We start from the raw sequence: 13730 nt of genomic DNA, 5'->3' as shown, positions 1-13730 counted from the left end.
TGCTTTTTAGGTCTATCACGGTAAAGGTATCGTTCCTCAAGCATGGTTGGCTATATTTAAAGCAAACAACGATACTTGAGTGAGCTTTTAGGCAAGCCTAACGGTTATGCTTAATCTACTGAAATTATTCAGCCACGTCAATAGACTTTGCTTGCTCATGCAAATCTTGTAACTTATAGACATCAAACGGTAAGTCAATCGCGTAAGATTTGCAGACGGCATCAGCGGCACCTAACGTGGTGACGTAGAATACTTTGCCCTGTAGCGCACTACGGCGAATAGAGAACGAATCCTCTTGAGCTTGCTTACCTTCAGTAGTATTGATGATAAGGTCGATTTTGCCGTTTTTCAAGGCATCAACGATATGCGGGCGACCTTCAGTGACCTTGTTGATTTGCTGACTTTCGATACCAGCGTCGCTCAGTACTTTTTGCGTGCCAGTGGTCGAGACAATCTTAAAGCCAAAGTCTGCAAGCTGACGAGCAATCGGAGCGATTTGGGCTTTGTCACTATCACGAACTGAGATAAAGACCGTTTTTGTCTCGCCTTCAGTCGGTAGACCTGGCAGACGCTCATTACTACCGATAATGGCCTTGTAGAATGCTTCGCCAAAGGTTTTGCCCACGCCCATAACTTCGCCCGTTGATTTCATCTCAGGACTCAAGATTGGGTCAACACCTGGGAACTTGGCGAATGGGAATACCGCTTCTTTGACCGCATAGAATGCTGGGACAATCTCAGTAGTAAAGCCTTGATCTTTAAGCGAAGTGCCAGCCATGCAGCGCGCTGCAACCTGTGCTAACGAAGTGCCGATACACTTAGAGACGAACGGTACTGTACGTGCAGCACGTGGGTTCACTTCTAAGATATATACGGTTTCGCCTTTTACAGCGAACTGTACGTTCATCAGACCGATAACGCCTAGCTCTTTTGCCATGGCGACCGTCTGTGCACGCATCACATCACATAATTCTTTAGACAGTGAGTATGGTGGTAGTGAGCATGCTGAGTCACCTGAGTGGACACCAGCCTGTTCGATATGTTGCATGATACCGCCGATGACGACATCAGTACCATCACATACACAGTCTACGTCGACTTCGATAGCATCATCTAAGAAACGATCTAGTAGGACAGGCGCTTCGTTCGATGCTTGTACCGCAGTACGTAGGTAATGTCTTAGCTCGTCTTCGTTATAGACGATTTCCATCGCGCGGCCACCTAGTACATAAGATGGACGTACAACCAATGGATAGCCTACATCTTTTGCTTTAACCAAGCCGTCTTCTAAGCTGGTCGCTAGAGCGTTTGATGGCTGTACTAAATTCAGCTGCTGAATCATGTGCTGGAAGCGTTCACGATCTTCGGCACGGTCGATTGCATCTGGGCTAGTACCGATGATTTTAACGCCTGCTGACTCTAGTGCACGAGCAAGTTTCAATGGCGTTTGACCACCGAACTGGACAATCACGCCATCTGGGTTTTCGATGCGGACGATTTCTAGCACGTCTTCTAATGTGATTGGTTCAAAGTATAAGCGGTCAGACGTGTCATAATCGGTCGAGACAGTTTCAGGGTTACAGTTGACCATGATGGTTTCGTAACCATCTTCACGCATGGCAAGCGCTGCGTGTACACAGCAGTAATCAAACTCAATACCTTGACCAATACGGTTAGGACCGCCGCCGATGACCATGATTTTCTTTTTGTCTGTTGGGTTCGCTTCACATTCGCTATCGTACGTCGAGTACATATAGGCCGTGCTAGTAGCAAACTCTGCGGCACAGGTATCGACACGCTTATAGACAGGATAGACGTTTAGATCCCAACGCTTTTTGCGAAGTTGCTTTTGTGAGATACCAAGCAGTTTAGCCAAACGCAAATCTGATAAACCTTTACGTTTAAAGCTACGTAGATTTTTCTCGTTCAATCCACCAAAACCAAGTGATTTTACGGTAGCTTCGGTTTTCACGATGTCTTCGATCTGTACCAAGAACCATGGGTCAATCTTGGTAAAGTTAAACACTTCATCGACACTCATACCGACGCGGAATGCATCAGCAACGTAGTAGATACGCTCAGGTGTTGGAATGGTTAGGCGGTTGATGATTTCGCTACGTGCTTTTTCGGCACTTACCTTTGATAAGTCAATTTGCTCGTCAAAGCCATCCGCACCTGTTTCCATGCCGCGCAATGCTTTTTGCATAGACTCTTGGAAGTTACGACCGATCGCCATCACTTCACCGACCGATTTCATCTGAGTCGATAAGATATTGTCCGCTTGTGGAAATTTTTCAAAGTTAAAACGAGGTATCTTGGTCACGACATAATCAAGCGCAGGCTCAAAGCTGGCTGGCGTTTTGCCACCAGTAATGTCATTTTGCAATTCGTCTAGCGTATAACCAATAGCCAGTTTTGCTGCGATTTTGGCAATCGGGAAACCAGTGGCTTTTGAGGCTAGGGCAGACGAACGTGATACACGTGGGTTCATCTCAATGACGACCATGCGACCAGTATCAGGGTTGATACCGAACTGTACGTTTGAACCGCCTGTTTCAACACCGATCTCACGCAGTACTGCTAATGACGCATTACGCATGATTTGGTATTCTTTGTCGGTCAAGGTTTGTGCTGGCGCAACGGTGATTGAGTCGCCTGTATGCACACCCATTGGATCAAAGTTTTCGATGGCACAGATGATGATGCAGTTGTCGTTTTTGTCACGAACCACTTCCATCTCGTACTCTTTCCAACCGATTAACGACTCATCGATAAGCAGCTGATGGTTTGGAGACAAATCAAAACCGCGCTCACAGATTTCAATGAACTCATCACGGTTATAAGCGATACCACCGCCTGAACCACCCATGGTGAATGATGGACGAATGATACACGGATAGCCCATTTTTTCTTGGGTAGCAAAGGCTTCTTCCATGGTTTCAGCCGTTTCAGCGCGAGGGCACTCAAGGCCGATACGCTTCATGGCTTTATCAAATAAGTTGCGGTCTTCTGCCATCTCGATTGAGTCTTTGGTCGCGCCAATCAACTCACAGTTATACTTGGTCAATACGCCGTGCTTGTCTAGCTCTAGCGCACAGTTTAGTGCTGTCTGGCCGCCCATCGTTGGCAAGATTGCATCTGGACGTTCTTTGGCAATGATTTGCTCAACGGTCTGCCAAGTAATCGGCTCGATATAGGTCGCGTCAGCCATGACAGGGTCGGTCATGATGGTTGCAGGGTTTGAGTTGACCAAGATGACGCGGTAGCCTTCTTCTTTTAGTGCTTTACACGCCTGTGCGCCTGAATAGTCAAACTCACATGCTTGGCCGATGACGATAGGGCCTGCGCCAATGATAAGAATGCTTTTTATGTCGGTACGTTTTGGCATAGTTAGAGCTACCTTCGTTTGGGTGATAATTTGAGTAATCTTTATTTTTGATAACGCTCATGGCGTTTTATGCTTGCAGTGCTTATTTAATGCCGCTTGAACCGCTATGGACGATTCAAGCGTTTACTTATTATGTAGTTATAATCAACCGTTTACGCTTGGGCAGTTTTAGACTGTGCCATCATATCCGCAAACTTATCAAACAATGGTGCGCAGTCATGTGGACCAGGGCTGGCTTCTGGGTGACCTTGGAAGCTAAAGACTGGCTTGTTGGTCAGCTCGATACCTTGGTTAGTACCATCGAATAATGAACGATGGGTAGATTTAACGTTATCAGGTAACGTGTCTTCATCAACTGCAAAACCATGGTTTTGACTGGTGATCATAACCGTACCAGTTGCCAAATCTTGTACTGGATGGTTGGCACCATGATGGCCAGTTTTCATCTTGATAGTATTTGCACCGCTAGCCAAACCAATCAGCTGATGGCCTAAGCAGATGCCAAACGTTGGCACGTCAGTTTGCTCAATGATATGACGTACCGCATCGATAGCATAATCACAAGCTGCAGGATCGCCAGGGCCGTTTGATAAGAAGATGCCATCTGGGTTCATCGCTAGCACGTCAGCGATAGGGGTCTGTGCTGGTACAACCGTCACGTGACAACCGCGGTCGACGAGCATGCGCAGGATGTTGGTTTTGCTACCGAAGTCATAAGCGACGACGTTGTATTTAGAATCGATATGAGTGCCGAGTTGTTTAAAGAAGCCGCCAGTACCGCTATCATGACTACCAGGGATATCACGGTTGAGTAGGGTGTCTGACAGATCCCAAGTGCCTGCTGTCCACTCGAAGTTCTCTTTAGTACAGCATTCTTTTGCCAAGTCCATGCCCTTTAGACCTGCAAAACCTTTTGCTAACTCAATCGCTTTTTGCTCATCGTCGCTGCTGATCGTCTCGCCGTTTGAGGCAGTCATGATACAGCCGTTCTGTGCACCTTTATCACGTAATAGACGTGTTAGCTGACGGGTATCAATTTCAGCGATAGCGACGGTTTCGTTGCGCTGTAAATAGTCGCTGAGTGACTCTGAGTTACGGAAGTTAGAAGTTGCCATGGTGGCATCACGGATGATAAGACCGTCTGCCCATACTTTGTGGCCATTACCAGATTCTGTGTCCTCGCTATTGGTGCCTGTATTACCGATATGAGGGTAAGTCAAAGTCACCAGCTGGCGGGCATAACTTGGATCGGTTAGGATTTCTTGATACCCTGTCATGGCTGTGTTAAATACCACTTCACCAATACGATGACCTAGGCTGCCGATACTGACACCGCGAAAGATTGTACCGTCTGCTAGTGCCAAAATTGCTTGTATTTCTGCCGATGAATTCAAGGATTGCCTCCGCTGTTATTGGTGAGTGCCATCATGTTTTGTTGGTCTAAAATTGCTCCGTATCCTTTTATTTACGGCATTTGACTGTTGTCATATAAAAGTAAAAAAAGGGCGATACACAAAAATTTTCCACAAAAAAGCGAGAAGACATTATTGATGAAAACTACAAAACCCACTAGATAGTGAATAGGTAACTTGCATCATGTCCGCTCGCTTAGGCACAGATTTTGCGTATTATATACAAAATAGACAGTTATAGCTAGCCGATTTACTGGATTAATAGTCATTTCATGGCTAATAATGAGTACTTTATAAAGATATTGACTTTATAAAATAGCCTAAGCAAATATTAGCTACTTTCTCCTTTATCAAAATCAACATCGAGCGTGTATTAATAGCGCTGGATTTTCGCAGTTGGCTTTGCCACAATGGACAGCGCAGTCCTAGACCCAATTTTTATAATCGTTTGTTATAACAATAATGAAGATGACAAGGAGTCGTTATGATTTATCAGTATTTAGACAAAACCCCAGAGTTTGCTGTGCCGTTCAACGGTTGGGTAGCAGATTCAGCGCAAGTGATGGGCGATGTGTATTTAGGCCATCAAGCCAATATTTGGTTCGGTGCAGTGATACGCGGTGACAACGATCGTATCCATATCGGTGACTATAGTAATGTGCAAGAAAACAGTGTGATTCATACTGATGCAGGTATCAAAGTTACTATCGGTAATTACGTGACTATCGGCCATTTGGCTATGTTGCATGGCTGTGAAGTCGGTGATAACAGCCTGATTGGCATTGGTGCAGTGGTACTTAATAATGTCAAAATTGGTAAAAACTGTCTGATAGGGGCGAAAGCCTTGATTACTGAAGGTCAGGTCATTCCTGATAACTCGCTAGTGATGGGCGCGCCTGCAAAAGTGGTCAAGACGCTAACAGATGAGCAAGCAGCGATGCTAAAAATGTCAGCGCTACATTATGCTGAGCGTTGTCAGAAATTTAAAACAGGCTTAACAGAAATAGCGATGCTTGCATAAAGGTAAATAGTCTAACCAATTCTAAAGGGATAGATTACAAGGTACAGGCTTATTTCGTTTACATGCTATTTAAGTGATGTGCTCAGCCTTAGTAGATAACTGTACCCAATTTTATTAAACGATTCATATTTTTTCGCAACCAACGATAAGGTCTCACCATGCAGGCAAATCAAGCACAAACAAAACAAAAACAACTGGCATTATTTGATTTAGATCATACATTACTTGATGTCGATAGCGATTATCTCTGGGGCGAGTATATCGTAAAGCATGACCTTGTCGATGAGGCGCAGTACCGCACTGCCAATCAGAAGTTTTATAATGACTATATCGAAGGTACGCTAGACGCGACAGAGTATAATGAATTCGTTGCGCAGTTTTTAAGCAGTCTGCCGCTTGATAGACTTGATGAGCTAAGAGAAGACTATATCAAAAGCGAAATCGAGCCACATATTCGCCCAAAAGCGATGGAAGCATTGTGTCAGCATATTGAGCAAGGACACGATGTGGTAATTATTTCTGCGACCAATGATTTTGTGGTATCGGCCATTGCTAAGCGGTTTGGTATTGAAGCTGCCAATGTATTGGCAACGCCACTCGAGATCAAAGACAATCGCTACACAGGTAAGCTAACTGACAGACCAAACTTCCAAGCGGGCAAAATATACCATTTGGATAAATGGCTAAATAAACAGCAAGCCTCTGGCATTACCTTTGAAAAAACATATGCGTATTCAGATTCCAAAAATGATATTCCGTTACTCGAATGGGCTGATGTGGCCGTTTGCGTATCACCTGATGATGCGTTACATGCGCATGCTTTGGCACATCGCTGGGCAGTAGAAGATTGGTCAATATAGACTGTCCAATCTAATAATAGTAGCAACATTGGCAATAGCATTAATTAGTGAACCGTTTAGTCTCAATCTCATTTAAAATAGCGCCACATTCGTTATTTATTTTTATTAGAAAAACAGGAACATTTATGGAAATCAATCCGTATCAAGAGCAAATTAAAGATTTATCAGAGCGTGGGCAGGATTTGCGGAGGTATCTTTGACTTCGATGGTAAGCAAGAACGCTTAGAAGAAGTCAATTTGGAATTAGAAAACCCTGAGCTATGGAACGATCCAGAGCGCGCGACCAAAATCAACAAAGAAAAAAGTCACCTTGATGGTGTCATCGATGTGGTGGTTTCTCTTGAAACCACACTAGAAGACGCGTCTGCCATGCTAGAGTTGGCAGTCGAAGCAGAAGATGAGTCCTTGCTAGCCGACGTGCAGAGCGAGCTAGATAGCGCTGAGAAACGTGTTGCTGATTTAGAATTCCGCCGGATGTTTAGCGGTGAGATGGATCCAAATAACTGCTACTTAGATATTCAGTCGGGCAGTGGCGGTACTGAAGCGCAAGATTGGGCTGAAATGCTACTACGCATGTATACGCGCTGGGCAGAAGCTCATGGCTTTAAAGTAGATGTGATTGAAGTATCTTCAGGCAGCGTGGCTGGTATTAAGTCGGCAACGATTGAGATCAAAGGCGATTATGCGTTTGGTTGGTTGCGTACCGAGATTGGCGTCCACCGTTTGGTGCGTAAGTCACCATTTGATAGTAATAATGGTCGTCATACCTCGTTTGCAGCGGTATTTGTCTCACCTGAAATAGATGATAACGTCGAGATTGATATCAATCCAGCTGACTTGCGTATCGATACCTATCGCTCATCTGGAGCGGGTGGCCAGCACGTAAACACGACAGATTCTGCGGTACGTATTACCCATGAGCCGTCGGGCGTGGTAGTGACCTGTCAGAATGAGCGTAGTCAACATGGTAACAAAGCCACCGCCATGAAGATGCTACGTGCTAAGCTTTATGAGCTTGAAATGCAAAAACGTATGGAATCACAGCAAGCGGTAGAAGACGGTAAGTCTGATGTTGGCTGGGGCAGTCAAATTCGCTCATACGTGCTCGATGACTCTCGTATCAAGGACTTGCGTACGGGTGTTGAAACCTTTAACACTGGTGCCGTACTAGATGGTGACCTCGATCAGTTCATCGAAGCGAGTTTAAAAGCAGGACTGTAAAAGGCCGTTTTAAATAAGCAGCCGTTTTAAAATAGTAACTAATTGAAATAGTAACCAATATTTAATTAAGGAAAATTATGCCAAGCGTTAATAATTATTTTGATGATAAAGTGACTTCTATTGCCTTTCAAACGGCTACTAAGCCTGCAACTGTCGGCGTTATGGAAATTGGTGAGTATGAGTTTGGCACCAGTGAATTTGAAACCATGAGTGTGGTGAGCGGTGCATTGACTGTCAAGCTACCAGAGAGTGATGAGTGGCAAACCTTTAACGCTGGCAAGCAGTTTACCGTCGAAGCCAATCAGAAGTTCCAAGTAAAAGTAGACGTCGAAACCGCTTATCTATGTGTATACGGTAAATAATGACTTCTAAGTTATAGCAGTATCAAAACGAAAAACGCCAAGTATTTGATGCTTGGCTTTTTTTATTTCCGAACTATAAAAAACTATAAGTTTTTACGGTACTGCACCATGTCCGTTAAGCTTGCGACTTTGTCATACAGTTGGCGTGCATTAGCATTACTTTCTTGAGTTTTCCAATAAACGTGATTACAGCCTTTTTCATCAGCAAAACCATATACGGCTTCAATTAATATTCGTCCGATGCTCTGTCCACGTACAGACTCATCGACATAGAGGTCTTGTAGATAACAACATGCCGTACTACTCCAAGACGTTGGATGTATTACGACATGGGTAAAACCTACCAATGTACCATTCTTCCACGCCCCAATTCCATAAGTAGCGACGTCGTTATTGAGCAAGTTGCGCCATGTTGTATCAGTCGTGCTCATGGGCAAACTGGTCTCATAAAAGGTTAGGTAGCTTTGCCATAATGTTAACCAAAAGTCGTAATCGGCGCGAGCTAGGGGTTTTATTTCTACAGATGAAGGGTACATTTTATTTTAATAAACTTAAGTCGTGAGTAGTGCTAAATTATGCCTCACAAACGCATCGTTTAGCATCCATAATTTCAATTTTATTTTACACATCGATTACACTTTGTCTGTGCCAAATAAACAGCAAAAACTACCGCCATTAATTATGCTAAAACCATGAATTCTTAAAGGTATATAGGTTTATGACAAAGGCAAAATTACAGACTAGCCAGCAGACAATGACCAAAGACGTGCGTCATGATTACGAGCATCTCGCACGCCGTGCCAATTTGCGTTATGTGAGTGACGACGAACCAGGCTACGAGCGCAGACGCTGGGGTCGCGGCTTTACTTATCGTGATGCAACGGGTAACACGGTAAAAGACAGAGCATTGCGTCAGCGTTTTGATGCGTTGGTGATACCGCCCATGTGGTCAGAGGTGTGGATATGCAAAGACGAAAGAGGCCACCTACAATCAACAGGGCGAGACGAAAAATCTCGCAAGCAGTATCTGTATCATCCGTCATGGAACAATATTCGTGACCAAGCAAAGTTTGATGCGATGATAGGGTTTGCAGAGGCGCTGCCCAATTTACGCGCGCAGGTCGAGACAGATTTGGAAGCAGAATCGTTGTCACGCACCAATGTGCTTGCTGCCGTTGTTAAATTGCTAGAGACCACTTTGATTCGTATTGGCAATAGCCGCTACGCCAAACAAAACAAAAGTTATGGTCTGAGTACGCTACGCAGCAAGCATGTCAGTGAAACCGACAATGGACTGGCGTTTGATTTCGTCGGAAAAAGCGCGAAAGAACACCACATTGAGCTACAAGACGAGCGATTGATTGACATCGTGCAGGCCTGTTCTGAGCTGCCCGGTTATCAAATATTCAAATATCTAGATGACAACGGACATAAGCAAGTCGTTGACAGTAATGATATCAATGACTACTTACGGGTGCATACGTGCGGCATGGACTGCGAAAGCAAACTGTACAGCGCAAAAGATTTTCGTACATGGATGGCCAGTGTACTCGCAGCAAGCTATCTATATGATGAGCTACAAACGACTGCAGGCGCTAACATATTAACCAGTGCGCCAGAAAGCACTGAGCGACAGCAATTAGTTACTGATATGGTAAAAAGCGTGGCAGCAGAGCTAGGCAACACACCAACCGTATGCCGTGCCTCTTATATTCATCCCATTGTCATTGAGCGTTTTTTGACAGGGCAGTTCTTTGAGACTTACAAACAAGCACGCCGTGGACGAACCAAGAAGTACCAAAGCTGTGAAGAGAAAGCGTTATTAGGGTTTTTAAGAGCTGATGTTTAAGTGTGAGGTTTTAGATAATAATATTAAGGTGTTAATTCTTTAATAGGAAATTGAAAATATGTGGCAGTACCTTAGCTAATGTAGGTGTCTTCGTGGACTTATAGCGAATTAATAATAATTAGTTATAGATTATCTTTATTTCTATAAAATAAAAATGATACGTTATGTATTGAAATAAACGTAAAAATGCGTTACTAATAGAGCATGATAAATACGAACCTATGAAACGGTCTATAGGATGTGGCCGTTTTTTAATCATAAATACCATTTTACCAGTTACCTGCTATTGCTAAAGGATTAGCTTATGAACACCGCCTCTCAAACCCCGACGAATATTGATACAGACACTACCGCCACGCCCAAAAACTATACCGATTATTATAATAATTTTGATATGGATACACTGCTGTCAGAAATATTTGGCGAGCAGGTAGGTGATCGACTAAATGCTTATATGGCTTGCTGTGGTCGTCATGTACGTGACGGCCGCGCTGACAATGCCGCGCTAGTACACGAAGATACCGCAGGCAATATAACACGCATGAGCTTTGGTGAGCTTGACAAAGCGAGTGCTCAAATCGCTAACTTGCTACAGTCGTATGGGGTAAAAGCGGGTGACAAGGTAGCGACGATGCTACCGCGCACGCCTGAGCTGCTAACCGTCGTATTAGCAACTTGGCGCATCGGCGCGGTATATCAGCCGCTATTTACCGCATTTGGCTATGACTCAATCAAGTATCGGATGGACAAAGCCGATACCAAAGTCGTTTTTACTAACTTAGAAAATCGCAGCAAGTTTGAAGATTTGGCTGAGCAAACCAAAATGGTATTGGTCGGCAGTGTGGAGGATGCCCAGACATGGGGTGATGATCACTATATCCAGTCTATGGCAGCACAGCTGCAAACGTTTGAACCTATGATGCTTGATACGGATGCGCCATTTTTGCAAATGTTTACCTCAGGCACGGTTGGCAAATCAAAAGGCGTCAGCGTTCCATTGGCTGCGTTACCTGCTTTTTACCTATATATGCGTTATGCCATCGACCTACGCGAAGATGATCAGTATTGGAACATGGCCGATCCAGGCTGGGCGTATGGCTTGTACTATGCCATCACAGGGCCTCTGTTACTGGGCATCACCACTTATTTTAATGAAGCAGGATTCGATGCGACCCATACCCATGACTTTATGGTGCGTCATAAGATTACCAATTTGGCCTCTTCACCAACCGCATTTCGAATGATGAAATCTAGTGGTGTGTTTGATAGTATTAATGAAGGTGCTCATAACGATACTAATGCTAAGCTGTCTTTACGCTGTGCCAACTCGGCAGGTGAGACGCTAAACACCGAAGTGGTCAACTGGGTTGAAACCTATTTAGAATGCCAAGTCAAAGACCAATATGGGCAAACAGAGACTGGCATGACGTGCTGTGCACATCATGCACTGGCGCATGATTGTCCTGTTGGCTCGATGGGTATGGCACTACCAGGTCATACGTTAGTCGTACTAGATGATGATATGAATGTGCTACCGGATGGTGAGCAAGGGCAGCTAGCAGTCGTGGTCAGTCAGTCACCTGCGTTCTATTTCCGAGGCTATAGCTGGAATGAAAAACAAGCATTTGTAGATGATTACTATCTGACAGGCGACGTGGTCGAGCGTCATAGTGACGGCAGTTACTGGTTCTCAGGCCGTGATGATGACATTATTATTACCGCAGGTTACCGCGTAGGGCCTACTGATGTCGAAAACACTGTATTAGAGCATGAAGCAGTGGCAGAATCTGCGGCGGTAGGCGTGCCAGATGAAGTGCGCGGTCACACTATTAAGTCTTATGTGGTACTAAAAGATGGCATCGAAGGCAGTGAGCAAATTGCCAAAGAAATCCAAGAGCTAGTACGCAAACGCCTATCCACTCATGCTTATCCGCGTGAGGTCGAGTTTGTGACAGAACTGCCGAAAACGCCAAGTGGCAAGATACAACGCTTTTTGCTGCGTAGTCTGTCTGCCGCATAAATAATTTGGCAAAGCGTCTATACATTCAATAGAAAAATATCTAATAAGAAGCAAAAATTTAAAGGAATAATCATGCAAGTTAAAGAAAACAGCTTTTTGGTCACAGGCGGGGCATCAGGATTAGGTGAATCAGTGGCTCGGGCGATTGTAGGTCAAGGTGGCAACGTCATTATCGCTGATTTAAATGAATCTGCTGGACAAGCTCTGGTCGCTGAGCTAGGTGATAGTGCGCGCTTTGTGCGCTGTGATATCACTAATGGTGATGAAGTACAATCAGCGGTCGAAATGGCAGAATCAGCTTTCGGCGGCCTACAAGGTTCAATCAATTGTGCTGGTATCGTAGTGGTACAAAAACTGCTAGATCGCGATAACAATCCGGCAGACCTTGAGGCATTTAGCCGCGGAGTCAATATCAATCTGGTTGGTTCATTTAACGTCGCTCGTTTGGTTGCTGCTAGCATTGCCAAGCGCATAGCGAATGACAGTAGTGCAGGCGACCATGTAGAGAAGAACATAGATCAAGGTATTATCATTAATACAGCTTCTATCGCAGCCTTTGACGGACAAGTCGGTCAAGCCAGTTATTCTTCGTCCAAGGCAGGCGTGGTTGGTCTGACCTTGCCACTTGCTCGCGAGCTAGCGCGTCATGGTATACGCGTTATGACCATCGCACCAGGTGTCTTTGCTACGCCGATGATGGACAGCATTCCTGAAAAGGCACGCGAGCAGCTAGAGGCAGGTGTGCCATATCCCAAACGTTTAGGCGCACCCAATGAGTTTGCCAAATTGGTGACTCATATCATCGATAATGCTTACCTAAATGGTGAAGTGATTCGCTTAGATGGTGCGATTCGCATGGTGTAACAGTTTAGTGAGTGATTCATCATTTTTGCACAAAACGTATCTACAGAATCTGGCATAGTGCTTTGATACATATGATTAATGACAAAAAATTAATTATGGGAATCAGAGTTTATGCTATTTTTTTATAAAAAATCTTATCCATCAAATGAGCAGCCTACGCCTTGGCTGCCTATCATTATTGGTCTTAGTCTTGCTGCCATTGTCAGCACAAGCGCTATTGCTTATGTCAAAAGCACCTCAAAACCAGAAACCCCCATTCCTCCTTCTATAATCATTGATAGAGTCTTTGTCGACAAATCAGACCGTATCTTAAAACTGATGAGCGATGGTAAAGTTATTAGGTCGTATCGTATTGTGCTAGGAGGCAGTCCATCAGGTCATAAGCAACAAGAAGGTGACCAACGTACGCCAGTTGGGGTTTATACATTAGATTATAAGAATGAAAACTCCATTGCCTATCGTTCTATTCATATTAGTTATCCCAATGATGAGGACAAGGCACGAGCAAAGTCATTGGGGGTCAATCCAGGTGGCGATATCATGATTCATGGGCAAATGAATGGCTTTGGATATTTGGCATTGTTTAATCAACGACGTGATTGGACAGATGGCTGTATCGCTGTTGCCAATGATGAGATGGATGAAATTATGGATGCAGTGACACTTGGTACTCCTATCGAAATCGTGGAGTAGAACAGTCGGATTTTATCTAATCCATACTAAATAGATGCAC

At 44.4% G+C, this 13730-nt stretch carries 11 protein-coding genes; 8 read left to right on the top strand and 3 right to left on the bottom strand.

The features are described 5' to 3' along the window. Positions 1 to 124: 124 nt before the first annotated feature. Both carB and carA read right to left on the bottom strand, forming a co-directional pair. Positions 125 to 3388, bottom strand: coding sequence for a carbamoyl-phosphate synthase large subunit (gene carB, locus QO187_RS10240; protein WP_102091162.1), 3264 nt, complete (start codon positions 3386 to 3388; stop codon positions 125 to 127). A gap of 152 nt (positions 3389 to 3540) precedes the next feature. Further along, positions 3541 to 4782, bottom strand: coding sequence for a glutamine-hydrolyzing carbamoyl-phosphate synthase small subunit (gene carA, locus QO187_RS10235; RefSeq protein ID WP_371548271.1), 1242 nt, complete (start codon positions 4780 to 4782; stop codon positions 3541 to 3543). A 502-nt stretch (positions 4783 to 5284) separates the two neighbouring features. Here carA and QO187_RS10230 point away from each other — a divergent pair. From QO187_RS10230 to QO187_RS10215, 4 genes are all read left to right on the top strand, one after another. Next, on the top strand, positions 5285 to 5821 hold the full coding sequence (locus tag QO187_RS10230) for a gamma carbonic anhydrase family protein (RefSeq protein ID WP_371548269.1): 537 nt from the start codon (positions 5285 to 5287) through the stop codon (positions 5819 to 5821). A gap of 158 nt (positions 5822 to 5979) precedes the next feature. After that, positions 5980 to 6681 (top strand): HAD family phosphatase, encoded by a 702-nt coding sequence (locus tag QO187_RS10225; RefSeq protein WP_102091165.1) that lies wholly within the window; start codon positions 5980 to 5982, stop codon positions 6679 to 6681. 125 nt (positions 6682 to 6806) lie between these two features. Next, a protein-coding gene (gene prfB / locus QO187_RS10220) for a peptide chain release factor 2 (protein ID WP_102078362.1) occupies positions 6807 to 7902 on the top strand; the annotation gives its coding sequence in 2 pieces (ribosomal slippage) (positions 6807 to 6878 and positions 6880 to 7902; 1095 coding nt in all). A gap of 77 nt (positions 7903 to 7979) precedes the next feature. Continuing rightward, entirely contained in the window at positions 7980 to 8264 is a 285-nt protein-coding gene (locus tag QO187_RS10215) for a pyrimidine/purine nucleoside phosphorylase (protein ID WP_102093800.1), read from the top strand. Between the two features lie 83 nt (positions 8265 to 8347). On the opposite strand, the gene QO187_RS10210 is transcribed toward QO187_RS10215, so the two are convergent. Beyond that, on the bottom strand, positions 8348 to 8800 hold the full coding sequence (locus QO187_RS10210; RefSeq protein ID WP_102093802.1) for a GNAT family N-acetyltransferase: 453 nt from the start codon (positions 8798 to 8800) through the stop codon (positions 8348 to 8350). Between the two features lie 182 nt (positions 8801 to 8982). On the opposite strand from QO187_RS10210, the gene QO187_RS10205 reads away from it, so the two are divergent. The 4 genes from QO187_RS10205 to QO187_RS10190 all read left to right on the top strand — a co-directional run bounded on the left by QO187_RS10205 (position 8983) and on the right by QO187_RS10190 (position 13690). Further along, complete coding sequence (locus tag QO187_RS10205) at positions 8983 to 10113, top strand: DNA topoisomerase IB (RefSeq protein ID WP_102093804.1); 1131 nt, start codon at positions 8983 to 8985, stop codon at positions 10111 to 10113. Between the two features lie 304 nt (positions 10114 to 10417). Beyond that, positions 10418 to 12133 (top strand): AMP-binding protein, encoded by a 1716-nt coding sequence (locus tag QO187_RS10200; RefSeq protein ID WP_102093805.1) that lies wholly within the window; start codon positions 10418 to 10420, stop codon positions 12131 to 12133. Between the two features lie 72 nt (positions 12134 to 12205). Beyond that, complete coding sequence (locus QO187_RS10195) at positions 12206 to 12997, top strand: SDR family NAD(P)-dependent oxidoreductase (RefSeq protein WP_102093807.1); 792 nt, start codon at positions 12206 to 12208, stop codon at positions 12995 to 12997. Positions 12998 to 13108: 111 nt separating this feature from the next. Then, the gene (locus QO187_RS10190; RefSeq protein WP_102093809.1) at positions 13109 to 13690 is read left to right on the top strand and encodes a murein L,D-transpeptidase family protein; all 582 of its coding nucleotides are present in this window, start codon (positions 13109 to 13111) and stop codon (positions 13688 to 13690) included. The last annotated feature ends 40 nt before the right edge of the window (positions 13691 to 13730 follow it).

Origin of the sequence: Psychrobacter sp. Arc9, from assembly GCF_041431295.1 — a bacterium.
Classification (GTDB): Bacteria; Pseudomonadota; Gammaproteobacteria; order Pseudomonadales; family Moraxellaceae; genus Psychrobacter.
The sequence above is the reverse complement of the archived record's forward strand: the minus strand, read 5'-3'. Positions and strand labels throughout refer to the sequence as shown.